This is a genomic window from Gelidibacter pelagius (assembly GCF_017581925.1).
GTDB classification, from domain to species: Bacteria; Bacteroidota; Bacteroidia; order Flavobacteriales; family Flavobacteriaceae; genus Gelidibacter; species Gelidibacter pelagius.
In genome coordinates, this window is sequence record NZ_JAGEVG010000002.1 from 96,556 (window position 1) to 121,766 (window position 25,211).

Sequence of the window (25,211 nt, forward strand, 5' to 3'; positions counted from 1 at the left end):
TAGTTAGCTTGCTGTACAGTTAAAGTATAAGAAGGCAGTTTCGGTCATTTTGTAGATTTTTAACACCTGGAAAATTGAGTATATTTGAAAAGGAAAAATATGAGAACGACTTGCCAATTTCCGATTGATGGATAGAGAAGGTGAGAACAATATTGGTCTGATAATGTTGAGGATTTTCGGTGCGGAGTACGGGAGTTACTCTAGGTAAACAGAAATGTGATTTTACTATAATAGGCATTATAAAACAACATATAGCATGACAAAGAAACCTGGTGTGACAAAAAGATGTTTAATATCAAAAGATTAGTTAGTTCTACAATGGTAAAAAGGAACATAGCTGTTAAACATACAAACGGTAATTATTCATTTACCAAAGCTTATAAATTATATATTGACTTTGCTAAAGACTTAGTTGCTGACAAAAATCAGGTGTGATAAAAAAATGTTGTTATAAAATGCGATAATATGAAAATGCTTCACGTAGTTTGTGCCATCATCTATAACGATGATGAGATTCTTATAGCTCAACGCAACGACAAAATGGCTTTGCCTCTTAAGTGGGAGTTTCCTGGAGGAAAGGTAGAAAAAGGCGAGGATAAAAAAACGGCCCTACGACGCGAAATAAAAGAGGAATTAGCTATGGAGATTGAAGTTGGGAAAGCCTTAGAGCCTGTAATCTATCATTATCAAGACTTTTCCATAACACTCTATCCGTATGTCTGTGGTGCCTTAACTAAAGAATTTATAAAACGTGAGCATCGGGAAATCCGCTGGGAAAAGATTGAGAATCTAAAGAAGTATGACTGGGCGGCGGCGGATGTCCCAGTGGTGAAAAAATTAATAACAGAAATAAATAAAATGTAATGGTTGAGGGAGTTTACGAAAGTCTGATCACAGAAACTTTAAAAGAAAAGTTGTCTTCCTTAGATCGAAATCAATTTTTTGTAGCCGATGAGAAGCAATTGGATAAAGAAGAGGCTATTCATTTTCTGACAATTCATTTTACCAAGGCTTTGAAAAATGCTTTAAATCTGATTAAAGCCGACAAGAAAAAATTTGTTTCACGTCAGATTGAGATTACGAATAAACTCTTAGGCTATTTATCAGAAAATATTTCTGATTATGAATTTTCAGAAGACCTTATCGCGGATGGAGGTTTTATTCTTGAGGGCATTTTGGATAAATTAAATTCCGATTATAAAGATGTCTCTTTGCAATTAAAAGAAATAATGCCTACTACTCGTCTTGTCCAAAGCGAGCTTTTCGTAGGAGGCAATCAGGGGGTTTCTCTTGACTCTGAACTTAAGAAGGAAATTCGTTCTGCAGATCGAATTAACTTATTAGTTTCTTTTATTAAATGGAAAGCTATTGTTATTTTACAAGAGGCTTTTCAAGAATTTACGGCTCGTGGAGGAAAATTAAGAGTTATTACTACCACCTATATGGGCGCATCGGATGCAAAAGCTATTGATTTTTTAAGCCATCTGCCAAATACGCAGGTTAAAGTTTCCTACAACAATTCAAATGAAAGGCTTCACGCCAAAGCTTATCTTTTTTACCGCAATACCGGATACCACACAGGTTATATTGGCTCTTCCAATTTTTCTCGCTCTGCATTAACTGATGGATTGGAATGGAATGTAAAAGTGACCACCAAGGAGATACCTCATATTATCGATAAGTTTCAAAAAACCTTTGAAAGCTATTGGAATGATCCAGAATTTGAATTGTATGATTCCAGTCAATTTGATAATCTCGGAAAAATCCTTTTGCAAAGTCAATTTGGGAAGAGAACGGAAGAAATCGTGAACTTTTTCGATCTAAAACCTTACCATTTCCAATCTGAGATTTTGGAAAAATTAAAGGTTGAACGAAACGTTCATGATTCCTGGAAAAATTTAATTGTAGCTGCAACAGGAACAGGAAAAACAATGATTTCTGCTTTTGATTTCAACGCTTATAAACAGGAAAACCCGAGAACAAAATTTATTTTTATTGCACATCGGATTGAAATTCTACGACAATCGCTTCATGCGTTTCGAAATGTTCTAAAAGATCAAAATTTTGGAGAGTTATTTGGTGATAGTTACGTTCCCACACAAAAGAATGCCGTTTTTGCTACCATTCAAACTTTGGCCAACCAACTAAATTCTTTTTCCTCACCTGAATATTATGATTATATAATTTTAGACGAAGTCCATCACGCGGCGGCCGATTCATATCAAAAAATCATTAATTATTATCGCCCAAAAGTGCTATTAGGTTTAACGGCTACTCCGGAACGAATGGATGGAAAGAGCATTTTAAAAGATTTCAATTTTCGAACGGCGGCGGAAATTCGATTACCAGACGCGTTAAACAACAAGCTTTTGTGCCCTTTTCAATATTTTGGAATTTCAGATTCAGTGGATTATTCAAGAATTAAGTGGAATAACGGAAGATATGATATAAGTGAATTAACGCACTTGTTAACGGCAAATGACATTCGTGTAGGAGATATTATACGCAATTTAAAAAATTACACAAAAGACATAAACTCTGTGAGTGCCATTGGATTCTGTGCAAGTATCCTCCACGCAAAATATATGCAGCAGAAATTTTCGGAGGCAGGTCTAAAATCCGAGTGCCTGACTTCGGAAAATACCAGAGATCGGGTTGATATTATTCATAAATTCAAATCAAAGGAAATCAATTATCTTTTTGTTGTTGATATTTTTAATGAAGGCATTGATATACCTGAAATTGATACGGTTTTATTTTTAAGACCAACAGAAAGTTTGACCATCTTTTTACAGCAATTAGGCCGGGGTCTTCGACTCCACCAAGGAAAGGATGTACTCACTGTATTGGATTTTGTGGGTCACGCAAGAAAGGAATATGATTATGAGAATAAATTTCGTGCTTTAATTGGTAAAACTAATACCACTGTCCAAAATGAAATAGAAAAGGACTTTCCCAATCTACCACTCGGCAGCGCCATTGTCTTGGAGAAACAAGCAAAGGAACATATTTTAGAAAATATACGTCAGGCGACTGATATGAATAAACGGAAGTTGATCAACTTATTGGAAAACTATGGAAACCACACCCATCTTCCTTTAAACCTTGAAAACTTTCTACATATTTACAATCTCGAACTAAAACATATTTACAAACACCACACATTTAACTCTCTATATTCTGAAGCTTTTAATAAGAAATTTGACACTCTGTATTTTGATAACTTCAAATCAATGATGGGTAAAAAATGGATGGTGACGGAATCTTTGACTTATTTTAAATTCCTTCTGGAATTAATCAATGTCGATTTTGAGTTAGACGCGTTACCGACTTCACAACAGAATGAGAAAATGGCTTTGATGTTATATTACGATTTTTATAAAGATGCGATCTCAGAATTGTCTTTAAAAGAAGGTTTAAAAAGGATTGGTAAAAACAAAGAGATGAATAAGGAGTTGAAATCTTTTTTATCGATTAAAATTGATAAAATTGGCTTTGAAGAAATTCCATTCACTTTGGATGATGGTTCGCTTTTTCCCTTACAAATTCATTCAAGATATACTCGTGATCAAATTTTAGTTGCTATGGGATTGAGTACCATAGACAAGAAAAACCCGAATCGCGAAGGAGCCGCTTTGAATAAAGAAACCAATACAGAAGCCTTGTTTATCAACCTACATAAATCGGAGGAAGATTTTTCACCCACTACCATGTACGATGATTATGCCATCAATGAAACTCTATTTCACTGGCAGTCTCAAAATCAGACTTCGTCCGAAAGTCCAAAAGGTCTCTCATACATTAATCAAGAAAAAGACAATAAAACTATTTTATTGTTTGTTCGCGAAAGCAATCGCGATGCAGATGGCTTTACGCAGGGATATGTGTTCATTGGCCCTGCAAGATATGTGGAACACGAAGGTTCAAAACCAATGTCCGTAAAATGGGAACTTCATGAACCCATTCCTCACTATCTCTGGAAGGAAAGTGCAAAACTGCGTGTTGGTTAACATTTGACATAGGAGGTGAATTAAATTAATACTCCCGGAAAATTAAGATTTACCACATAATTGAAAAAATATCAATAGAAGTTATAATAACTTTATAAGAACATATAGATTCAAATGCTTTACGAGGTTTCGAGTTTCCCGCCCTCAATCCCCAAAATATTCCTTAAATTAGCTCCTATGAAATCATACACACTTGCCATTGCTGGCTGCGGAAAACTGGCCCATATTGTTGTGGAAGCTTTATTGAAAGACTTATTGCCAAATTATAAACTGATTGGTGCCTACTCCAGAACTTTTGAAAAAGCTGAGGAAATTGCCAAAATTATTGACACTTCAAATTCGGGCTACACCTGTACCCCATGCCATAGTATTCAGGAACTGTTGCAACTAAAACCGGATTATATCGTGGAGACCGCTTCTCCAACCGGATTTAAGGAATTGGCCTTGCCTGCCCTAAAAAACGGATCCAACATCGTGACCTTGTCTATTGGTGCACTGGCTGATGCTGACTTTTATAAAGCCGTACAAAAAACAGCTTACGAAAATGGCACCCGAGTCCATTTGGCATCTGGTGCAATTGGTGGTTTTGATGTCATGCGAACCGTCGCCCTGATGGAAGAAAGTGAGGTGACCTTTACGACCGAAAAAAGTCCTAACTCGCTAAGAAAAACCTCGGTTTATGACGAGGCACTTCAAACCGAAAAACGTGAGGTTTTTAATGGTGATGCCATAGGTGCCATTGCTCTTTTTCCAACCCACGTCAATGTATCGGTGGCTGCTGCTTTGGCTTCGGTGGGTCCTGAAAATATAAAAGTATCTATCAATTCCATCCCAGGTTTTGTAGGTGACGATCACCGTATTGAGGTCAAAAGTGAAAACATCCACGCGGTGGTGGATGTCTATAGCAAAAATGCAAAAATTGCAGGTTGGAGCGTGGTGAATACCTTGCGGAATATTGTTTCGCCTATTGTATTTTAGTATAGTCTGTTAAATTCGCCAATACTTTATCGCTCAGTCGCTTAAATGCTTGTTGGGTTCTACCGGTAGACACTTGCAGGCAATTGACGTTGGGGTATTTTAAAAAGCGTTTGTCGCCCAATGCAATGAGCGTATCGCAATACACGACATTATCGCCCGCAGTCAGCCATTTTTCAAAAGGTTCGGCATCCCAGGAAGGGGACAATCCTGTGTTGAATAATATCTTTCGGTTACCAAAAGCTTCAAACTCGGCTTCGTGCAGCAAAACGGTGTTTTTGTTCAAACAGGTAATGACAACCTCACTTGTGGCCAATACTTCTTTTAAGGGTAAAAACTGATAGCCTTTGGCCTTGGCATCTTCTTTTTCACTTCGTGCGAAATAGGTGATGTCAGCACCAAAAAAGCTTAGCGCATCGGCTATCATGCCACCCGACTTGCCCAAGCCGACGATACCGGCTTTCAATCCAGTGATCTCACGTGGAATCGTACTCCAAGGCTGTCTCGGTTTGCCATCAGAAGTGGTGCCAAAGCCGTGCAGACACCGCACCAATTCACTGATCACGTATTCCACCACGCCTTCATCGCCATAATCGCGGACGCCTTTGACCGTAATGCCTTGTGAATTGGCATAAAGGATATCGACGTTAGCACTTTCCGGAGAATATAGGGAGCAGCACATCCCAATGTATTTGATATTTGGACATTGCTCTAAGATATCCTTGCCTATGGTACTTCTATGACTGACCAACACGCCATCGGCATCGCCAATGCGCTTAACGATTTCTTCAGCGGTTGAGGGCTGGTCTTCATGTAAAATAAGCGTTTCCGCAAAAGATTCTAATTTTTTATTAGCCGAAGGGATCAATTCCAACGGCTCTATTCCAACAAGTTTCTTGAACTTCATTTTTTTATTATTTTTTGTAGAGGTCAGTAGTTAGTTGCATATAATTTGATTGTGATATACTTTTTCCTTGTTGACCATCTTAGTTATTAGATTATTAAAGATTGTTGCCTTGCTCTGTGAACGGTTTATCCTAAAACAGAATTCATTAAAATATCTGTTTATGTTGAAATCGCTGACCCAGGAATATGTTGTTCTTATCCAAGATTTTACTTGATGAATCATTGTGTGCAACGCTTTAAAATTTAAGCCAGAGTTACTTTCAATCTGCGTTATATTATAGGCTTTGGCAATGGGTCTATAACCTCGCCATTTATCAGTGGTTACTTTTGCATCTCGACTTATATGGTTTATAAAAATATATTGTAAGGATTGCGCTGAAAAATCTTCAATGCGCATTGCATACATTCTTTTTACTTTACCTTCTTCCGTGAGCTCAACGGCAGTAATGGCTTTCTTTTTCTTGGCGTTGTAACTCCTACCAACTTTTTCCTTTTCTCGTCCGCCCAGTACAAATTCATCTACGTGGACATTTCCTTGCATTGGATTATTGCCACTGGATTCCATGGCTTCTCTTACCTTGTGCATCCACAATCGAGCTGTCTTTTCAGTCACACCATAACGAACTCCCATATAACTGGCAGAAAGACTCTTAGTGCTTGTTCCCATTTCAAATGTGATGAAAAACGCTTTGCGAACACCAAACTTTACTTTATGGAATAAAGTGTTGGAAGTCGCAGATTCTTGATGGGAACATATATTACAAGTGCGAGAGTAATCCTTTCGTGTCTGGGCTTTCTTATGCCCGCATCTAATGCACTCAAAACCGTCTTTCCACTTAATGTCGGCTAAGTATTTCTTGCAATCTGTGTCCGTTTTAAACCGATCAGAGAACTCTAGAAGGTTTTGCCCCTTGAAAATATCCATATTACTCCTATTTTTATTGACTTTAAAGATATGTATTTAAGTACTGACCTCTAATTTTTTGATTTTTAGGACAGTTAAAAGTTGACTGCCCAATTATTTTTATTTCCAACAGTGGATTTAAATACCCCGAGGTTTTTTATAAACATAGTGGTTGGTGGTAGATTTTTAGTTTCACAAGTAACACTGAGCTTTAGTCTGTTTTGAAAAATTTAAGTGCTTTTTTGTTTCGTGTATGGGCAGTGGCGTGGTTCGTCACGAACAATTGCAAACAGGTACTTGCCAGGGGGAAATCCGAAGGGTTTTCCAAGTAGGTAAGGACGAGCCATTGCTTATACTTTGTTGTAAGCAGCTTTTATTTCTTTTTATATTTCACTTTACAAGGTTCAATACATGGATAATTAATAATTAGTATGTTTCCATTTTGTTCAAATGTGAAATCATATTCTGGATTGTCACAGTCAGGTGAATTAAAAGTCCATTTAGAGGTAGAGTAGGTTCCAGAAGTCGGGTTACCCGAATTTATCCCCATATCACATAAATTTCCATTTGAGGCTATTATTCCTCCACTTTTAAAAGTTATAGTTTTGTCGCTTTCAACAGAAGTGAAAGTTCCGCTTCCATCTCCAGGGTCTGATAAAACTTCTATTAATTGCCAATTTCCAATTAAGTCGGTATTTGGATTTGAATCATCATCATTATTACAGGAAAATAAAATTCCAGCTGTAATTAAAGTAAATATTAATTTTTTCATAATTGAGGTTTCTTTATAGATGCTGAAATTCTAAATGGTTGCGTCAAATTGCTTACAACATAGGTTTTAGGTTAAACTAACTTTTTTAAGTAATTATATGACGCCACTAAATCTTGATACTTGATTCTAAAAGCGAAGCGGTCTTGATTCTCTTATTTTTCTCCCCAATTCGATAATTTAGAAACGTTAATGCGCCTCCAACCAATCCTGGCCAACACCCAAATCGACCACTAAAGGCACCGCTAATTCATAAGCGCTTTCCATTTCCGATTTGACCATTTTTTTGATGGCTTCCAATTCCGATTTGTACACATCAAAGACAAGCTCATCATGCACTTGAAGGAGCATCTTGGATTTAAATTGTCCTTCCTGTAATTTCTTGTGGATGTTGATCATCGCCACTTTGATAATGTCCGCAGCACTGCCTTGGATCGGCGCGTTCACGGCATTACGTTCCGCAGCACCTCTCACCACGGCGTTTCTGGAATTGATATCCTTTAAATAGCGGCGACGGCCTAAAACCGTTTGTACATAACCATTCTCTCGTGCAATTTCTATTTGATCGCTAATATAATTACGCAGTTTTGGATAGGTAGCGTAATAGGTGTCAATCAGATCTTTGGCTTCACTTCGCGATAAATCAGTTTGATTGCTCAGTCCAAAGGCAGAGACCCCATAAATAATTCCGAAATTGACCGTTTTGGCATTACTACGTTGCTCACGGGATACTTCTTCCAAGGGCACGCCAAACACTTTTGAGGCGGTAGAGGCGTGAATGTCCTCGCCTTTCTTAAAGGCATTGATCATATTGTCTTCTTGACTCAGGGCTGCAATAATGCGTAATTCAATTTGGGAGTAATCCGCGGCTAATAACACATAGTTTTCATCTCTTGGCACAAAGGCTTTACGCACTTGACGGCCACGCTCTGTACGAATAGGAATGTTCTGAAGGTTCGGGTTGTTACTGCTCAAACGTCCCGTAGCGGCCACGGTTTGCATATAGTCGGTATGAACACGGCCTGTAGTTGGTTCTACCTGGGTTGGTAGGGCATCAACATAAGTGCTTTTCAGTTTTGCCAGTCCGCGATAGTCCAATATATGTTGAATAATATCATGATCTTTAGCCAAAACAGATAAAATCTCTTCGCCAGTGGCATATTGACCGGTTTTGGTTTTTTTAGGTTTCTCGACCAATTTAAGTTTGTCGAATAAAATATCCCCCAACTGCTTCGGCGATGCTATATTGAATTCTTCGCCCGCTTCCTTGAAAATATTAGCTTCCAAAGTTTTGATGTCGTTGTCTAATTTTTCAGATAAGGAATTCAGGAATTTCTCATCCAAATTGATGCCTTCCAATTCCATAGCGGCAAGTACTCGCAACAATGGAATTTCAATCTCATCAAATAATTTTTGGGTGTTGGCTTCGCCCAGTTCTTTTTCAAAATGTTCTTTGAGCTGTAAGGTGATATCGGCATCTTCAACGGCGTATTCGGTTTGTTTTTCCAAAGGAACCGTTCGCATGGACAATTGGTTTTTGCCTTTTTTGCCAATCAACGCCTCGATGGGCATTGGCGTATAATTCAAATAGGTTTCCGCCAAGACATCCATATTGTGGCGCATATCGGGATTGATCAGATAATGGGCGAGCATGGTATCAAACAATTTGCCTTTGACCTGAATATTATATTTATGAAGAACTTTAATATCATATTTTAAATTTTGTCCCACTTTTTCGATACTCTCTGACTCAAAAAACGGACGTAGTTCCTCAATGAGCGTTTGTGCTTCCTCTTGGTCTTCTGGAAATGGGATGTAGAAACCTTTGCCTACTTCCCACGAAAATGCAATCCCGACCAATTCGGCAGTGATCGGATCTAAGCCAGTGGTTTCCGTATCAAAACAAACGCTGGTTTGTTTCATCAGATTTTGGATGAATAATTTTGTGGCCATTCCACTCGCCACACTTTGATAAAAATGTGAGGAGGTTGCTGCGGTTTTACGGGTAAATTCTGAAACGGTTTCAGATTGGTTGTTATCTTCAGAGGGCGTCCCGCCAAATAAAGAGAACTGTCCAGATCCAGCTGATCCTTTTGGCTCGGCGGGAGCTTTCCCTATAGACGTGTTTTGCGAAATGCCAGCGCCTGCTACTTTGTTGCGTTCCGTACCTCCGTTAGCCATCGCCTCTGCGGTAAAGGCCTTTAGGAAATTATCGGTGAGACGTCTAAATTCCAATTCTTGAAAAATGTTTTTGACCGCTTCAATATCGGGTTCCGACATTTCAAAGTCTGCCTCATTAAATTCCACAGGCACATCAAGCATAATGGTGGCCAAAGTTTTGGAGAGCATTCCCAATTCTTTATTGGCTTCGATCTTTTCTTTCATTTTACCCTTCAGCTGATCTGTGCTTGCCAAAAGGTTTTCCATACTTCCAAATTGCTTAATAAACTTCTTTGCGGTCTTTTCGCCAACGCCCGGTAATCCAGGAATATTATCGGAAGAATCGCCCATCATTCCTAAAAAATCGATGACTTGTAATGGCGTTTCAACTTCAAATTTTTTCTTCACCTCTTCAACGCCCCAGGTTTCATAGCCACCACCAAAAGATTTTGGTCGGTACATGAATATGTTTTCTGTGACCAATTGAGCAAAGTCCTTATCTGGTGTGACCATGTAGGTGGTGTAGCCTTGAGCTTCTGCTTGTCGGGAGAGCGTTCCAATCACATCATCAGCTTCAAATCCTTCCTTGACCATAATAGGAATGTGCATGGCCTTAAGTATATTATAAATATGCGGAATGGCAGTTCTAATGGCTTCAGGCGTTTCGTCTCTATTGGCCTTGTAGTCTTCAAACATTTCTACCCGATCCACACTGCCACCTTTGTCAAAACATACGGCCAAATGGTCCGGGCGCTCTCTTTTGATGACATCCAACAAAGAGTTCATAAACCCCATGATGGCTGAGGTGTCTTCACCCTTGGAATTGATTTGTGGGTTCTTGATAAAGGCGTAATAGCCTCTAAAAATTAAGGCATAGGCATCGACTAAAAACAGTCGTTTTTTTTCTGACATGGATGTGTTTTTTTGAAGTTCATAAAATTACAAAAGATAATTTGATTTGGGCGTTGGGATGTGCTTAATGTGAATATTACACGGAGTTTTGCAGAGTTCCACGGAGGAATAGAGAGTACAGAGGGATTGGTGGTTTGATGCGGTATTTGAATGCTAAATTTCTTCTTCACTATTTAATAGCGTATGGTATTTCAAAAATTTATTTTTCCTAAACTCCTAAACTCCTAAACTCCTAAACTCCTAAACTCAAATTGCCTGCCCGATCGCAGCGAAGCGAAGATGGGAAATTGAAGTTGAAGTTGAAGTGGGGAAACAAGGAACTTTGAACCTGAAACTTAACTAGGACTTCCGATGCGGTAACAGCGGAGGCGGTTCGCCGTTAAATGGGTTCCATCGGCCGATGGTGCGGGCTTCCATTCCGGCAGCGCTGATTACCGCTCTGTCACCATAACGTTCGCGCATTTTGTCGATAGCGGTGTTTAAGTTGAGGAATTTGGTGTCGTCGTCAAACAAATTGACCTGATGTCCGCCTTCTACCAAATGGCTGAATTTAACGCCTATCAACCGTACCAAAAGTCGCCGGTTATAAAGTTTTTCGAATAGATCGAGCACGACTGGAATGATATTGTGATCCATGGCGCTGTACGGAATGCGTTGCTGTTGTGTATAGGTTTGAAAATCAGAATAGCGGATTTTAAAGGTGATGCATGCCGACAGTTTATTGCCACGGCGCAATTGGTACGCCAGATTTTCAGCCATGGCAATGATAATACCTTTCAATCTGGTCACGTCTGTAGTGTCTTTATTGAAAGTGCGTTCTGTGGAGATGGATTTGCGCTCTTGGTATTGAACCACTGGCGAATTGTCGATACCGTTGGCTTTGTTCCAAATGCTCAAGCCGTTTTTTCCAAGGACTTTGTACATGAGTTCCATGGGCATTTCCTGAACGGTCCTGATTTGTTTGATGCCCAAGTCGCATAGAGATTTATAGGTGACATCACCAACCATAGGGATTTTCTTAATGGACAAAGGTGCCAAAAAAGGTTTTTCATCGCCTGAGAGAATACGGATTTCATTATTGGGTTTGGCTTCTCCAGTGGCAATTTTTGATACGGTTTTGTTGAGCGACAATCCAAACGAAATGGGCAATCCGGTTTCTTTGATGATGCGTTGACGCAATTCAGAAGCCAATTTGTGGCAACCGAAAAACTTGTCCATCCCCGTCAAATCGATATAAAATTCATCAACCGATGTTTTTTCATAAAGCGGAACGCTGTCTTTGATCACATCTGTAACATTTTGTGAAAACTTAGTATAAGTGCCGGCGTCGCCGCGAAGAATAATGGCTTCGGGACATAATTGTTTTGCCATGCGCATGGGCATTGCGGAATGGATGCCAAATTTCCGTGCCTCATAGCTACAGGAGGCCACAACACCTCTATCGCTCGTGCCGCCAATCAGAACAGGTTTCCCAATCAGGCGACTATCGAGCAGGCGTTCGCAGGACACGAAAAAAGTGTCTAAATCCATGTGGACTATGGAGCGTTGGTGGGGCATTTTTTCTTTAAAGAATTGAGAATTAAGAATTAAGAATCAAGAACAAGGAACAAAGAATCGAGACTGTTTCTAAGAAGGGTGCTTTTACGAAAGGAAATCAAGATTTGCTTTCGACTCATTAATGAATAACGTTTTTAGATATTTTATTTGATGTTAGAGTTGCCTTTCAAATACATTTCAGGGGTCATTATGGCTAATGTGCTTTTTTTAAAATCTTTTATATTCCTTGTTAAAATGACTTTAATTTTTCCTTTTCCTATAGCAGAGAAATTTTGTAAAGCATCTTCAAAATCCTTGAATTGAGAATTTAACGCATTTAAGACGACGGTTTTATCCATCTCAGCAATGTCGATAATGGTTAGAAGCTGTTTTAATCTTTCAATAATAATGTCATGCTTTCCAATTTTTCTCAATAAATAATAAATATTTGAAATTGCTACAGGAGTTATAAATCCTTTTATTTTTTGTTCTTCACATACGTTCAAAACTTTTGCGGCATATTCGGAATAGGGTTCTCGATCAAAGAAAAAATCCAATATGACATCGGTGTCTATAAGTACATGGTCCATTCTATAAATATTTTTCTTCTAATCGTTTCGTTAATTCTTTCTTGTAATCTATTTTTTTAGATGTTTTAAAAGAGCCTTTTAGGGATTTTACAATTGAATGAAGAGTTTTCTCGCTTTGTTGACGTTCTTCCATGGTTAATATTTTGAGATAATTTTCAATAATATCGGATAGGCTACGATTTTTCTCTTTTGCATATTTTTTTGCCTTTTCTATGACTTCCTTTTCGATTGTCAATGTCAATTTCGTACTCATAACTTGTTGTTTTTTATAAAGATAATAAAAAAATAGATGCACGTGTATTATTTAATATATTTATACGTATTCTTAATGGTTGTCTACCTATCGGGAAGCGGATATTTGAATAGGTGATCTTTTAGGTTTTAATCTCACTCTCGGCATCATTCCGTTCTGAAAATCCTCTTCCTCTCGGGAAAGGGATTTAGAGGATGGGATTTTATACCTCGGATCTTCAATCACCGCCAAGTGTTCCATACTGCTCACTTCAATGGTGACACAATCAAATTCAATCACCACTTTGCCCGTAATGCTATAAATGCCCTTGCCTCTAAAGGGGAACCTGGCGGCCACCGGTGGAAAATGGACGGTATCTATAAAATCGCCATCACGATCCAGGAAATTCCCGAAATGCATGATTTTGCCATTGTTGGTCTTGGTGTTTTTGAGGGTGATAAGGTAACCTTCAATGGTGACCGTCTTTCCTTCCAGGGCTTGCAAATCTGTTGCTCGTAACGGATTTGCCGAACGTTTTTCCAAGAGATGAAACGGGTTACAAAGTGGAAAACCTAACAATTCAATTTCGTCAAAAGCATTTTCCAAGGCTGTACTTGGCAATTCTGGAGTTTTATAATGGATACGTTCAGTCTTAAATAAAGTGACCACCTGCTCTTGTGCCGCATGCTTGCTGATTTTTAAATGGGCTTCCCAGAGTAGTTCGCGTTTGTTGTTTCCGGTAAATCGGAAGGCATTGATTTTTATCAAGATCGAAACCTGTTCTATGGAAATCGGAATCCGTTCAATAAAGTCATCCAAGCTTAAAAAATTGCCGTGCATCTGGCGTTCTTTCACGATGCGCTGGATGGTTTTTGACTCCAAGGACTGTAGGAACATAAATCCGAGGTAAATGGTTTTACCCTGAATGACCGTTTGCGTAAAGCTCGTGTTGATACAAGGCGCTTCTATGAGGCCGCCATCCATCCGTGCTTCATGGACATAGAGTTCTGTGCTGTAAAATCCGCCAAAATTATTGATGGTCGCCACCATATATTCCAATGGGAAATAGGCTTTCAAAAACAAACTTTGGTAACTTTCCACCGCGTAGGACGCCGAATGGCCCTTTGCAAACGCATATCCGGCAAAACTTTCAATCTGTCGCCAAATATCGGATACCAAACCATCAGGTTTTCCTGATTTTTTACAGTTGTCAAAAAATTGTTGTTTCACTTTTAGGAACTCATCACGCGATCGAAATTTTCCGGACATGCCACGACGTAGCATATCGGCTTCTCCAAGCGTGAGGCCGCCAAAATAGTGTGCTACTTTTATAACGTCTTCCTGATAGACCATCACGCCAAAGGTTTCTGGCATAATTTCAAGCAATACTTTTGGGGCATCCTTGCGGCGTTGTGGATTGCGATACCGCAGTATATATTCGCGCATCATGCCACTTTTGGCGACGCCAGGACGAATTACGGAACTTGCCGCCACCAAGCCCAAATAGCTATCCACTTGTAACTTTCGCATCAGCATGCGCATGGCTGGAGACTCCACATAAAAACAGCCGATGGCTTTGGCGTTTTTAAGCAAATATTTGATGCGTGCATCTTGTTTGAACCTTTTGATGTCATGGATGTCAATGGGTGGTTTTTCGGGATGGTTATAAGCGACAATCTCTGTAGCTTCCTTGATTTTACCAAGACCGCGTTGGCTTAAAATATCAAACTTATAGAGACCGATATCTTCTGCCACGACCATATCAAATTGAGTGGTGGCATAGCCTTTTGGGGGCATAAAAGTAGCGCCATAGTAATGAATGGGTTTTTCGGAAATGATAATACCACCGGCATGAATACCCAAATAATTCGGAAAACCTTGAATATACGTACTGTATTTAATGACGAGTTGAGACAGGTTGTCTAATTGGTTAATATGGTATTTTCCTCTGGAGAGCATGTCCATTTCCGATTTTGGTAAACCAAACACTTTTCCCAATTCCCGAACGGAGGCTTTAAACTTGAAGGTATTGTAAACGGCAATCAAAGCGGTGTTTTTAAATCGGTTGAAAATAAAATCGGTAATATCATCGCGGTCTTTCCACGAGAAATCAAGATCAAAATCGGGTGGATTTTGTCTAAACACATTAATAAACCGCTCAAAATAGAGATCGAGTTCCACGGGATCCACATCCGTTATCCGAAGCAAATAAGCCACAATGCTATTGGCGCCACTGCCACGACCAACGTAGAAATAATTCTTGCTGCGGGCATATTTTAAAATCTTCCAGTTGATCAAAAAATAAGACACGAATCCTTTTTGTTCAATGATGGACAGTTCTTTTTCGATACGTTTGAAAATGCGCTCCCCAGGGTTTTTATAGCGGTAATGGATGCCGTCGTAGGTGAGCTTTTTAAGCAGTCTAAAATCCAATGCCTCATTGTTGGTGTAACAACGTTGGTTATTGGGGTTTTCATGTGAAAAATCAAAATCGATCTGGCATTTTTCGAGAATGGATGCTGTATTTTTTAAAAGCTCTGGAAATTCATTATAAGTGTCGCATAATTCCTGATAGGGCAACATTCTGTCCGTCTCCTCTCCCTGCTCACTTTTGGCAAGTTTGCTCAACAAGGTGTTATTGTCAATAGCGCGTAATAAACGGTGGGTATTAAAATCCTTTTTATTCTGAAATGACACGGTTTTTAACACGACCAATTTGTTCCGTAAGGTATTCCATTTGGAAAATTTGAGATGGTTCAAATCCTTTGGTTTGATGCCCAGGAATTCGTTCTCTTTGAGTTGGTATGTTTTTTTATGGATGTACGGATAAATCACAAAGACGTCTTCCAATTCGGGAGCAATTTCAGGGATTTCCAATTCAGGGTTATGTAAGAATTCTGATAGGTAATCGTTGATGTTCTTAAACCCATTGTTGTTTTTGGCAATGAGGATAAATTGCTGTTGCACTCCATTCCTGAAATCAATGCCCAAAACGGGTTTGATCTTATATTTTGAGGATAATCTCACAAAATCCAAGCAGGCGGAAGTGCTGTTGATATCCGTCAACGCTAAGGTCTGCAAGCCGTTTTCTGAAGCAATGGCAAGCAACTGCTCGGGCTTAATAGTGCCGTAGCGAAGGCTATAGTAAGTGTGGCAGTTGAGGTACATTTTTTCTTATTTATTGATATTTTTCAAAGTTAGCTATTATATGTAGTATTGATTGCTTACATTTGTAGTAAATTCAAGATTCAAGATTCAAGATTCAAGATTCAAGATTCAGGATTCAGGATTCAGGATTCAGGATTCAAGATTCAGGAAATAAGCCTGACCGTCCGTAGCAAAGCGGAGGGGGGAAATAAGAAATAAGAAATGAAACATATCCAAGCAAATATCAAACACCTGCGTTCTTTAAGGCAGCTCTCGCAAGAACGTTTTGCCGATGAGTTGGGCTGGTCGCGATCCATCGTAGGATCTTATGAAGAAGGACGTTCCGAGCCGCCCATTGATCGATTGATCGATTTATCAAATTACTTTAAAATTCCGATTGACATTTTGGTTAGAAATGATTTGCGCAAAGCCAAGGACACCTCCTTTATTGACATTGGCAGTAAGCGTGTCCTCTTTCCGATTACGGTCAATGAAGATAATGAAGACCTTATTGAGATTATCCCGGCAAAAGCTTCGGCAGGGTATTTGTCTGGATATGATGATCCGGAATATATTGAACAGTTACAAAAAATTAAATTGCCCTTCCTTCCCACCGGAACCCATCGGGCTTTTCCTATCAAAGGCGATTCGATGTTGCCCGTGAAAGACGGTTCTTTTGTGGTTGCGAAGTTTGTGGAAGATATCCAAGATGTGAAAAGTGGACGTACCTATGTTGTATTGACCAAAGATGATGGCCTAGTGTATAAACGTGTTTATAATTTGATAGAGGATAAGAAGGTTTTGTTATTGAGCAGCGACAATAAAGTATATCAACCTTATGAGGTTCCTATTGAAAATGTATTGGAGCTTTGGGAATTTACCTGTTGTATCAACACTCAGGAATACGACGAAAAAGAACTAAAAATGAGCAGTATTATGGCGATGTTCCAAGAATTGAAGGTGGAATTGGAGGCAGTTCAAAAAATGGCATAATGGCAAAACCCAAAACGACCTATACCATTATTGACGTGGAAACCACTGGGCGTGGCAACAAGATTACTGAAATTTCCATTTTTAAACATGATGGCGAAAAGGTTCTTGAGGAGTTCACCTCGCTCGTTAATCCGCAAGCATTAATTCCAGATTATATTACGGCATTGACGGGAATTGATAATGCGTTGGTTGCTGATGCGCCAACTTTTGCAGAGATTTCAGAAGCCATTCTTTCCATTACTGAAGACAGTATTTTTGTGGCACATAATGTCAATTTTGACTATAACGTGATCCGTAATGAATTCAAAGCGATTGGTGGTGATTTCAGGCGGCGGAAATTGTGCACAGTACGATTATCCCGAACCTTGTTTCCAGGGTTTCGATCGTATAGTTTGGGGAAATTGTGCAATTCCTTAGAAATTACTTTGGTGGATAGACATCGTGCACGAGGCGATGCTGAAGCAACCGTGACGTTGTTTGAGAAATTATTGGGCCATGAACATTCGGATACCGTTTTTGCCGATTTCCTCAAAAAAGGTTCTAAAGAAGCGACGCTACCTTCACATTTGCCAAGTGCGATTTTTGAAGGTATTCCCAATGGTCCGGGGATTTATTATTTCAAAAATAAAAAGGGAAAGATCATTTATGTCGGAAAGGCCATCAACCTTAAAAAACGGGTCTTAGGACATTTCTACGATAAAAAGGAAAAGGAACTCAATCTTTGCCGGGAAACGGCCCATATTGATTTTGAACTTTCGGGAAGTGATCTCGTGGCGCGACTGATGGAAGATGCAGCCATTAAACATCATTTTCCAATATATAATCAAGCGGCCAAGCGCGTGCCAAAACCGTATGCCGTGTTTAGTTATGAAGATCGACAAGGAATTCAACATTTGGCATTCAATACGCTGAAGGCAACACCCAATCCGTTACAGATTTTCCATAGTATTCGGGACTGCCGATTGTATTTGGAGCAAGTATGCGAACAATTTGAACTGTGCCCAAAATATTGCCATTTGCAGGAAAATGTCTGGACCTGCTCACATTACAAATTGACCACTTGCAAAGGCGTCTGTAGAGATGAAGAATCGGTTATGGCCTATAATGAAAGGGTGGGCTTGGCAATTGATTATATGGCCAATTCCAATCAGAATTTGGTTTTAAAGGAAAAAGGGCGTCATGTCGAAGAAGAGGCTTTTGTGCTCATCAAAAACGGACTCTATCTTGGCTATGGGTTTATTGAGAAATCAGAGCAGATTGTAAATACCGAAGATCTGGAAACCTTCCTAATTCCTCAGAAAGAAACTACGGAAGTTCAAGGGATTTTGAGGAAATTGCTGTTGCAGTCTTCAAGTGTTGAAACCTTAGAATTTCAATCACATTAGCATTTATTCATAAAGCACTTCAATATTATGAAGTGACTTTGTTTTTAACCGCTAACGCCAGATCAATCTGTTACACGATACCATTTTTGGGTTCTGTAAAAAAATGCAACGTAGCCGCGCACGTTTAACATATTGGGTTCCGCTGGATCAATCCACATTTTACATTTATACTCCTTTCCTTTTTCTGGGTCAAAAATAGTGCCTCCTTCGTAGGTGTTGTCGTCCTTATCTTTAGTCAAACCCTTAGCAATGATTAAACCTTCAATAGGTTGATTGTAGTCTTTGCCTGTACATTTTGTGCATAGTTTGCCTTTATCCTCAGGCAATAATAATTTGACAATCTTTCCGTATAATTTTCCGTTGTCCTTATAAAGTTCAACAATGGATTTAGTCTGGCCAGTCTCATCATCTACCGTTTTCCATTGGCCGACAATGTTTTGCGCTTGGGTTACTGAAATACTAAACAATAGCAATCCGAGACTTAATAGATATCTTTTTATCGTTTTCAAACCTTCTAATTAAGTGTGAATCTGATGCCAACATTAATGCCGGTGCCACTTGCATTCACAAATTGCAACGGGATTTTTCGTGGTTCGTTCTGATTTGGGGTCGTCGTGGTACTTTGATTGTAATCATCGGTAAACTCAAATTTCTTTTCATATACTGGAAGATCGGCTAATTGCTGCCCTGGCACTAATTGCGATTGCCCGTTGCTGATAGCCGTAGTGGCATATTCGATAATTTCAGCCGACTTACTTTTGATGCTCAAATTCTTGATTTCGACCTCCCCAAAAATGCTCAAGTTATCATTGATTGGGTAGTTGAGACCAATGGCTCCAAAATAACCAACACTGAAACTGGCTTTTACTTCACTTTTGGCTTCCACCAAAATATCAGTGCCTGGTCCTCCACCATTGGCTTGTTTGGCTATAGTTTCGATGGTAAGCTCTCCGGCAACTGGGACAATTAGTCCCATACGTGCATAAGGATTAACAGTTTTAAAGTTTGGGGTCAAGAATATTCCCGGGGCAACGTCAAAACCTCTTAAATAGGTGTTCTCCTCAGAGGCCACCTGCGGACTTCTCAATCGGCCTATCAAGGTTTTATCACCATGGAAGTAGCTGACACCCAGTTCCACGCCAATATATGGGTTGAACATATAGCCGGCAGTGACATTGGCTTTTACCCCAGCGCCAGCTGTACCGTTGAGTGATTTTACATTGACAGTAGAGCCATCGGCACTCACAGTAACATCCGTGGACTGCATAATTCCTGTAAGGCCATTTGGATCGGCATTATTGAATTCGGTCTTCCCGGATTCAAAACTATAACCTCCGCCAACACGAAAGTAAAATTTTTGTGAATCGTCAGTCGTCAGGTTATCCTGAGCTTGGGTAAAGTGACTTGTTGCTGTAAAAATACAAACAATCAAAACTTTGGGTATGATTTTCATGGTTCTTGTTTTTGGGATTTAATAGATTCTTATGAACAAGTATTTCGGATAGGCTTGCAAGTATCGTCTGATTCGAGTGGAGATGCTTTTAACCTATTATTTAAAATTACACAAAAAAAAGCGCTGTATTAAATGAAATAATAACGCATATAATTAAAAGCAGAGTTGTTTAAGATTAAAATATTATGGACGGATTTTTATAAAAATCTTAATATTTCTGTTGTATCGCAGTTATTGCCTGTCTTGTGAATATGGTATATTTGATAAAAAACAACCACCAGTACCTACCAGTTTGTTTAACTGATAAAATCTTTTAAATTTGTGATATGAGAATTGTTGCAGTTGAAGAGAAATCGGGCATTCCCAAATACAAACAGATCGTTGCTTCTATTGAAGCGGCTATTCTGGATGGTAGTCTAAAAAAAGGGGATAAGCTGCCTTCTCTAAACAGCATTAAAAATCAAAACTCACTTTCAAGAGATACCGTTCTTACGGCGTTCAATGAATTAAAGGCCCGCGGCATCATTCATTCCATTGTAGGAAAGGGCTACTATGTCAACAGTGAAAATGTCGATGTTAACCAAAAAATATTCTTGTTGTTTGACGAGTTCAATTCTTTTAAGGAGGATTTATACAACTCATTTCTTTCTAATTTAGGCGAAAACATTCAAGTCGATATTTTCTTTCATCATTTTAATACTGAGATGTTCAGGAAACTGATCAATGATAATGTGGGCGACTATAGTGCCTATGTGATTATGCCGGCCAATCTTAAAAAAACAGAACAAGTCATCGAGAGGTTACCACGAGATAAAGTTTATATTTTAGATCAAACAAATCCTGATTTAAAGGCGTACCCATCGGTCTTCCAGAATTTTGAAAAGGATATTTATCAAGGATTAGAGACCGCATTACAGAAAATAAGAACATATCGAAAAATGATTCTACTATTTCCTGCTGAGCGCCAACCGGAAGGGATTTTAATCGGTTTTGAATTATTTTGTGCGGAACACAACATAGATCATGAGGTTATTGATAACTTTACCAATAGAGAACTATCCCAAGGGGAAATTTATATTGTCCTGGACGATAAAAATTTAATCCGAATCATCAAACGCATTAAAGAGCAGGGTCTGTCTATCGCTGAAGATATTGGATTGATCTCTTATAATGACACTTTATTAAAAGAAATTGTTGAAGGCGGGATCACCACCATCTCCACCGATTTCAATTTAATGGGGCAACGCCTGGCACAAATAATTTTAAATAAGGAATTTGTCCAAGTGGAAAACCCTAACCGTTTAATTATTAGAAAATCGATATAAGCGCTTGTACACACTCACACAAAAAGAAGCAAAAGGGTTACGGTTTATAGAAATGGGTGATCCTCAAAACAGGTCGAAAGCTACGGTATGTCTTGACCAAGGTGGTCGACTGAGTGGACTGGAATTTGATGGCATTAAACTGCTTGCAGATTTGGACCCTTCTACTTATCAAAAGAATTACGCCTCTTCAATCTTATTTCCGTTTGCGAATAGAATCAGGGATGGAAAATATACTTTTGACGGAACTGACTATATTTTAAACTGTAATGAAGCCGATCAAAATAATGCGCTTCATGGATTGGTCTATGATAAGCCATTTAAGATTGTCGGCCAAGATCTTACTTCTGACCACGGCGCAATAACACTGCAATATTATCACAACGGAACAAGTGAAGGTTTTCCTTTTCAGTTTGAAATACAACTAACCTATAAACTGACTGAGAACGATTTTAGTTTATCCGTAGAAGTTCTTAATATGGATACTAAAACGTTTCCATTTGTTTTAGGTTGGCATCCTTATTTTGTAAGTAAAAATTTAGATGAAAGTACTTTAAGCTTTGAAAGCAAGACGCGGTTTTTGCATGATCAACAACAAATAGTTTCTGGCACGGCCTCATTGGAGGTCGAAATGCCCTATCAACTTAAAGATGTGAAATTAGATGATGGTTATATACTTGAATCCAATGTGATTGAATTTTTGACCCCAGATTATCGCATGCAAATGACCTCGACTTCTAAAGAGAATTATCTGCAACTCTATACGCCTGACACGCCAAATGTTATTGCCATTGAGCCAATGACAGGAGCTAATGACAGTTTCAATAACAGGATAGGCTTACAAACATTGCTGCCAGACTCCAGTTACAATTTGATATGGACGATAGCTTTTAAATAAACGCATGAATAAAATATAAATGAACCAACTAATCACGTAATTATGCAAATTCTAACCTTTATTGGGTTTACGGTACTTGTAGCTGTAATCTCCTATTTAAAAACCCGTAAAACAGATGAAGGCTCTTCAGATGGCTATTTTCTTGGTGGTCGTAGTTTAACTGCAGGTGTCATTGCAGGATCTTTATTACTGACCAACTTATCGACAGAACAGATTGTGGGACTTAATGGATCGGCCTATCAAAGTGGATTGTCTGTAATGGTATGGGAGACCTTGGCCGCAGTTGCGATGGTTATTACCGCTATTTTCTTGCTGCCAAGATATTTAAAAGGAGGTTTGACTACGGTGCCTGGGTTTTTAGCTGAACGTTTTGACGTTACGACCAAGACGCTGACTTCTATTTTATTCCTTTCTGGATATGTTGTGGTATTGCTGCCTGTTATTTTATACTCTGGGTCTCTTGCCATCAGTGGCATGTTTGATGTGCCCGAATTATTGGGAGTTACCCACACACAATCTATTTGGATCTGCGTCTGGGGCATTGGCATTATCGGCTCCATTTATGCCGTATTTGGAGGCTTGAAAGCAGTTGCTGTTTCAGATTCTATAAATGCCATTGGATTATTGGTTGGGGGTCTTTTGATTCCTATTTTTGGTTTGATGATGATTGGCGACGGCAATATGCTGGACGGGCTTTCAATATTGGTGACTGAGAATCCTGATAAATTTAAATCTATGGGTGGCCCTACTGATCCGGTGCCATTTTACACCATTTTCACTGGAATGATGTTGGTGAATTTGTTTTATTGGGGTACCAATCAGCAAATTATTCAGAGAGCGCTTGGTGCTAAAAATTTGAAAGAAGGGCAAAAGGGATTGTTGTTGGCTGGTTTTATAAAAATTTTGGGGCCAATTATTGTTGTTCTGCCAGGATTGATTGCCTATCACATGTTTCAAGGAAGTTTAGATAATGCTGATAGTGCTTATCCTATGTTGGTCAAAAAAGTATTGCCTACCGCATGGGTTGGCTTCTTTGCCGCCGTTTTGTTTGGAGCTATTTTAAGTTCGTTCAATAGTGTTCTGAACAGTTCGGTGACCTTGTTTGGTATAGACGTCTATAAACAACATATCAATAAAGAGGCAAATGAAAAAACGGTGGTGAAATATGGTAAAACATTTGGCGTTGCATTGGCCATTGCCTCTATGTTTATTGCACCACTTATTGCCAATGCGGGCAGTTTATTCGCATATCTACAAGAAATTAATGGAATTTATAGTATCCCAATACTAACTATTATTGTCGTTGGTTATACCACTAAACGTGTGCCAGCCGTTGCCGCTAAGGTGGGATTGATATCGGGATGTGTTTTGTATATTATTAGCCAATTCTTTCTCAAGGATTATTTTATCGAAAAAGCACTTGATGGAGCCGCAGCATCTGGAATTACGGATAAAGCTGCTTTAGCATTGGTGGAAGCACAAGCCTATCCGCACTTTTTGGATATTATGGCCATTCTATTTGTTCTGAATATTGTTATCATGTTGATTATTGGTAAATTCAGGCCAAGGAAAGAGCCTTATATACAAGAATACACCAAGCAAGTGGACATTACGCCGTGGAAATATGTTAAACAGGCCGGTATTGTAATTTGCCTAATTGTAGTAGGCATATATATTTATTTCGCATAGATATGAAGAAAGAAGAACTCATCAAAGAAGTCACAGACAGTTTTAAGGATCAATTCCATTCGGAGCCTTTGATCGTGTTTTCTCCCGGGAGAATCAATCTTATAGGAGAACACACCGATTATAACGAGGGTTTTGTATTCCCGGCAGCCATTGATAAAGGAATTGCATTGGCCATTCAAAAAAGTGAAGAAAGCAACAGTAAAGTTTTTGCCTTGAATAAGGAAGAACTGTATGAGTTTGGTTTGGATCAAATCAAACCTTTGAAAAATGGCGATTGGCGAAATTATATTTTGGGTGTTGTTGCAGAATTACAAGTGCTTGGGAAAACAATAGGCAACTTTAATGGTGTCTTTTCTGGAAATATCCCGGGTGGTGCTGGCATGTCCTCTTCGGCAGCATTGGAAAATAGTTTTGTTTTTGGGATCAATGAGCTCTTTAATCTCGGCCTGTCCAAAGAAGAAATGATTTATGTGTCCCAAAAAGCAGAACACAATTATGCCGGCGTAAAATGTGGCATTATGGATCAGTATGCCAGTATGTTTGGCATTGAAGACAGTGCACTACTTTTAGATTGTAGAACCGTGACTTCCAAGCCTTACAGAATCGATTTTAAGGACTACGATTTAATGCTCATAAACACTAATGTCAAGCATGATTTGGCGGAGACCGCCTATAACGACCGTCGTGAAGTTTGTGAAAAAGTCTCCCAATTGCTTGGAGTTGTCGCTTTAAGAGATGCTACAGCAACAGATTTAGACAAAATAAAACAGGATATATCCGAAGCAGATTATCAAAAGGCCTTGTACGTCATTGAAGAAAACAATCGTGTAAAGAAGTTTGCGACAGCCATTGAAAATGATGATTTGCGTACTCTTGGAAATTTGCTGTTCCAATCACATGACGGGCTCAGTATTCAATATAAAGTGAGCTGTACCGAACTCGATTTTTTGGTAACACAAGCACAGGGGAGCTCTGATGTTATTGGCGCTCGGATGATGGGTGGAGGCTTCGGTGGTTGTACCATAAACTTGGTCAGAAAGAGCGGAATGGAGGCGTTCAAAAAACAAGTCTCAAAAGATTTTAAAAATGAATTTGGAAGAGCGTGCTCTGTATATGAAGTAAAACTTTCTCAGGGAACACATTTGGTAAATTAATTTAAGAATAAAGAGTAAAGAGTAAAGAATAAAGAGCAAAGAGCAAAGAGCCAAGAATCAAGACCAAATTGAAAGAAAAATATGTTTTCAGATTTAATAAAGTTGAATGCTTATTTGAATTTTTAAATACGTTACTATTTGAAACGGCGAACCACGATCAATAATTAATTAACAGA

General features: G+C 39.0%; 19 protein-coding genes. 9 read left to right on the forward strand and 10 right to left on the reverse strand.

Annotated features, from left to right (window positions below):
• Positions 1-465: 465 nt before the first annotated feature.
• The 3 genes from J4051_RS02065 (at position 466) to J4051_RS02075 (ending at position 4,988) form a co-directional block, all read left to right on the forward strand.
• Positions 466-864 carry a (deoxy)nucleoside triphosphate pyrophosphohydrolase gene (locus tag J4051_RS02065; RefSeq protein ID WP_236027164.1) on the forward strand — a complete coding sequence of 133 codons (399 nt, stop codon included), beginning with the start codon at positions 466-468 and terminating at the stop codon, positions 862-864.
• Positions 864-4,010, forward strand: a complete 3,147-nt coding sequence (locus J4051_RS02070) for a DUF3427 domain-containing protein (RefSeq protein WP_208232086.1) — start codon at positions 864-866, stop codon at positions 4,008-4,010. Before J4051_RS02065 ends, J4051_RS02070 begins: the two co-directional genes overlap by 1 nt.
• Positions 4,011-4,187: 177 nt before the next feature.
• The gene (locus J4051_RS02075) at positions 4,188-4,988 is read left to right on the forward strand and encodes an aspartate dehydrogenase domain-containing protein (protein ID WP_208232088.1); all 801 of its coding nucleotides are present in this window, start codon (positions 4,188-4,190) and stop codon (positions 4,986-4,988) included.
• On the opposite strand, the gene J4051_RS02080 is transcribed toward J4051_RS02075, so the two are convergent.
• The 8 genes from J4051_RS02080 to J4051_RS02115 all read right to left on the reverse strand — a co-directional run bounded on the left by J4051_RS02080 (position 4,975) and on the right by J4051_RS02115 (position 16,162).
• Positions 4,975-5,892, reverse strand: coding sequence for an NAD(P)-dependent oxidoreductase (locus J4051_RS02080; RefSeq protein WP_208232089.1), 918 nt, complete (start codon positions 5,890-5,892; stop codon positions 4,975-4,977). The two genes, J4051_RS02075 and J4051_RS02080, sit on opposite strands and share 14 nt — an antisense overlap.
• Positions 5,893-5,922: 30 nt before the next feature.
• Positions 5,923-6,816: an IS1595 family transposase gene (locus J4051_RS02085; protein WP_208232090.1), complete on the reverse strand. Its 894-nt coding sequence runs from the start codon at positions 6,814-6,816 to the stop codon at positions 5,923-5,925.
• Between the two features lie 352 nt (positions 6,817-7,168).
• Positions 7,169-7,567: a lipocalin family protein gene (locus tag J4051_RS02090; protein WP_208232091.1), complete on the reverse strand. Its 399-nt coding sequence runs from the start codon at positions 7,565-7,567 to the stop codon at positions 7,169-7,171.
• A gap of 186 nt (positions 7,568-7,753) precedes the next feature.
• Positions 7,754-10,636, reverse strand: coding sequence for a DNA polymerase I (polA, locus tag J4051_RS02095; protein WP_208232092.1), 2,883 nt, complete (start codon positions 10,634-10,636; stop codon positions 7,754-7,756).
• 339 nt (positions 10,637-10,975) lie between these two features.
• Positions 10,976-12,193 carry a DNA polymerase IV gene (gene dinB / locus J4051_RS02100; RefSeq protein WP_208232093.1) on the reverse strand — a complete coding sequence of 406 codons (1,218 nt, stop codon included), beginning with the start codon at positions 12,191-12,193 and terminating at the stop codon, positions 10,976-10,978.
• A 143-nt stretch (positions 12,194-12,336) separates the two neighbouring features.
• Positions 12,337-12,762, reverse strand: a complete 426-nt coding sequence (locus J4051_RS02105) for a type II toxin-antitoxin system VapC family toxin (RefSeq protein WP_208232094.1) — start codon at positions 12,760-12,762, stop codon at positions 12,337-12,339.
• Position 12,763: 1 nt separating this feature from the next.
• The gene (locus tag J4051_RS02110) at positions 12,764-13,015 is read right to left on the reverse strand and encodes a DUF6364 family protein (RefSeq protein WP_182203414.1); all 252 of its coding nucleotides are present in this window, start codon (positions 13,013-13,015) and stop codon (positions 12,764-12,766) included.
• Between the two features lie 87 nt (positions 13,016-13,102).
• Positions 13,103-16,162 carry a DNA polymerase III subunit alpha gene (locus tag J4051_RS02115; protein ID WP_208232095.1) on the reverse strand — a complete coding sequence of 1,020 codons (3,060 nt, stop codon included), beginning with the start codon at positions 16,160-16,162 and terminating at the stop codon, positions 13,103-13,105.
• A gap of 201 nt (positions 16,163-16,363) precedes the next feature.
• Here J4051_RS02115 and J4051_RS02120 point away from each other — a divergent pair, with 201 nt between their 5' ends.
• Positions 16,364-17,134 carry an XRE family transcriptional regulator gene (locus J4051_RS02120; RefSeq protein WP_208232096.1) on the forward strand — a complete coding sequence of 257 codons (771 nt, stop codon included), beginning with the start codon at positions 16,364-16,366 and terminating at the stop codon, positions 17,132-17,134.
• A complete protein-coding gene (locus tag J4051_RS02125; protein WP_208232097.1) occupies positions 17,134-18,519 on the forward strand; it encodes an exonuclease domain-containing protein in 1,386 nt (461 codons plus the stop codon). The genes J4051_RS02120 and J4051_RS02125 overlap by 1 nt, the downstream gene beginning before the upstream one ends.
• Before the next feature lie 62 nt (positions 18,520-18,581).
• Here the strand turns inward: J4051_RS02125 and J4051_RS02130 are convergent, their stop codons facing one another.
• A complete protein-coding gene (locus J4051_RS02130) occupies positions 18,582-19,028 on the reverse strand; it encodes a DUF2147 domain-containing protein (protein WP_236027165.1) in 447 nt (148 codons plus the stop codon).
• Positions 19,029-19,033: 5 nt separating this feature from the next.
• Positions 19,034-19,972: an outer membrane beta-barrel protein gene (locus J4051_RS02135; protein ID WP_208232098.1), complete on the reverse strand. Its 939-nt coding sequence runs from the start codon at positions 19,970-19,972 to the stop codon at positions 19,034-19,036.
• 326 nt (positions 19,973-20,298) lie between these two features.
• Between J4051_RS02135 and J4051_RS02140 the strand changes: the two genes are divergently transcribed.
• Genes J4051_RS02140 through galK form a run of 4 tightly spaced genes read left to right on the forward strand, consistent with a single transcriptional unit; the run spans position 20,299 to position 25,035 of the window.
• Positions 20,299-21,297 carry a GntR family transcriptional regulator gene (locus tag J4051_RS02140; RefSeq protein ID WP_208232099.1) on the forward strand — a complete coding sequence of 333 codons (999 nt, stop codon included), beginning with the start codon at positions 20,299-20,301 and terminating at the stop codon, positions 21,295-21,297.
• 4 nt (positions 21,298-21,301) lie between these two features.
• The gene (locus J4051_RS02145; protein WP_208232100.1) at positions 21,302-22,192 is read left to right on the forward strand and encodes an aldose 1-epimerase; all 891 of its coding nucleotides are present in this window, start codon (positions 21,302-21,304) and stop codon (positions 22,190-22,192) included.
• 42 nt (positions 22,193-22,234) lie between these two features.
• Positions 22,235-23,881 (forward strand): solute:sodium symporter family transporter, encoded by a 1,647-nt coding sequence (locus tag J4051_RS02150; protein ID WP_208232101.1) that lies wholly within the window; start codon positions 22,235-22,237, stop codon positions 23,879-23,881.
• Between the two features lie 2 nt (positions 23,882-23,883).
• Positions 23,884-25,035 carry a galactokinase gene (gene galK, locus J4051_RS02155; RefSeq protein ID WP_208232103.1) on the forward strand — a complete coding sequence of 384 codons (1,152 nt, stop codon included), beginning with the start codon at positions 23,884-23,886 and terminating at the stop codon, positions 25,033-25,035.
• Positions 25,036-25,211: the final 176 nt, after the last annotated feature.

Excerpts from the sequence above, each read along its gene's own strand:
- J4051_RS02065 (WP_236027164.1), top strand. The coding sequence starts at position 466 with ATGAAAATGCTTCACGTAGTTTGTGCCATCATCTATAACGATGATGAG.
- J4051_RS02070 (WP_208232086.1), top strand. The coding sequence starts at position 864 with ATGGTTGAGGGAGTTTACGAAAGTCTGATCACAGAAACTTTAAAAGAA.
- J4051_RS02075 (WP_208232088.1), top strand. The coding sequence starts at position 4,188 with ATGAAATCATACACACTTGCCATTGCTGGCTGCGGAAAACTGGCCCAT.
- J4051_RS02080 (WP_208232089.1), bottom strand. The coding sequence starts at position 5,892 with ATGAAGTTCAAGAAACTTGTTGGAATAGAGCCGTTGGAATTGATCCCT.
- J4051_RS02085 (WP_208232090.1), bottom strand. The coding sequence starts at position 6,816 with ATGGATATTTTCAAGGGGCAAAACCTTCTAGAGTTCTCTGATCGGTTT.
- J4051_RS02090 (WP_208232091.1), bottom strand. The coding sequence starts at position 7,567 with ATGAAAAAATTAATATTTACTTTAATTACAGCTGGAATTTTATTTTCC.
- polA (WP_208232092.1), bottom strand. The coding sequence starts at position 10,636 with ATGTCAGAAAAAAAACGACTGTTTTTAGTCGATGCCTATGCCTTAATT.
- dinB (WP_208232093.1), bottom strand. The coding sequence starts at position 12,193 with ATGCCCCACCAACGCTCCATAGTCCACATGGATTTAGACACTTTTTTC.
- J4051_RS02105 (WP_208232094.1), bottom strand. The coding sequence starts at position 12,762 with ATGGACCATGTACTTATAGACACCGATGTCATATTGGATTTTTTCTTT.
- J4051_RS02110 (WP_182203414.1), bottom strand. The coding sequence starts at position 13,015 with ATGAGTACGAAATTGACATTGACAATCGAAAAGGAAGTCATAGAAAAG.
- J4051_RS02115 (WP_208232095.1), bottom strand. The coding sequence starts at position 16,162 with ATGTACCTCAACTGCCACACTTACTATAGCCTTCGCTACGGCACTATT.
- J4051_RS02120 (WP_208232096.1), top strand. The coding sequence starts at position 16,364 with ATGAAACATATCCAAGCAAATATCAAACACCTGCGTTCTTTAAGGCAG.
- J4051_RS02125 (WP_208232097.1), top strand. The coding sequence starts at position 17,134 with ATGGCAAAACCCAAAACGACCTATACCATTATTGACGTGGAAACCACT.
- J4051_RS02135 (WP_208232098.1), bottom strand. The coding sequence starts at position 19,972 with ATGAAAATCATACCCAAAGTTTTGATTGTTTGTATTTTTACAGCAACA.
- J4051_RS02140 (WP_208232099.1), top strand. The coding sequence starts at position 20,299 with ATGAGAATTGTTGCAGTTGAAGAGAAATCGGGCATTCCCAAATACAAA.
- J4051_RS02150 (WP_208232101.1), top strand. The coding sequence starts at position 22,235 with ATGCAAATTCTAACCTTTATTGGGTTTACGGTACTTGTAGCTGTAATC.
- galK (WP_208232103.1), top strand. The coding sequence starts at position 23,884 with ATGAAGAAAGAAGAACTCATCAAAGAAGTCACAGACAGTTTTAAGGAT.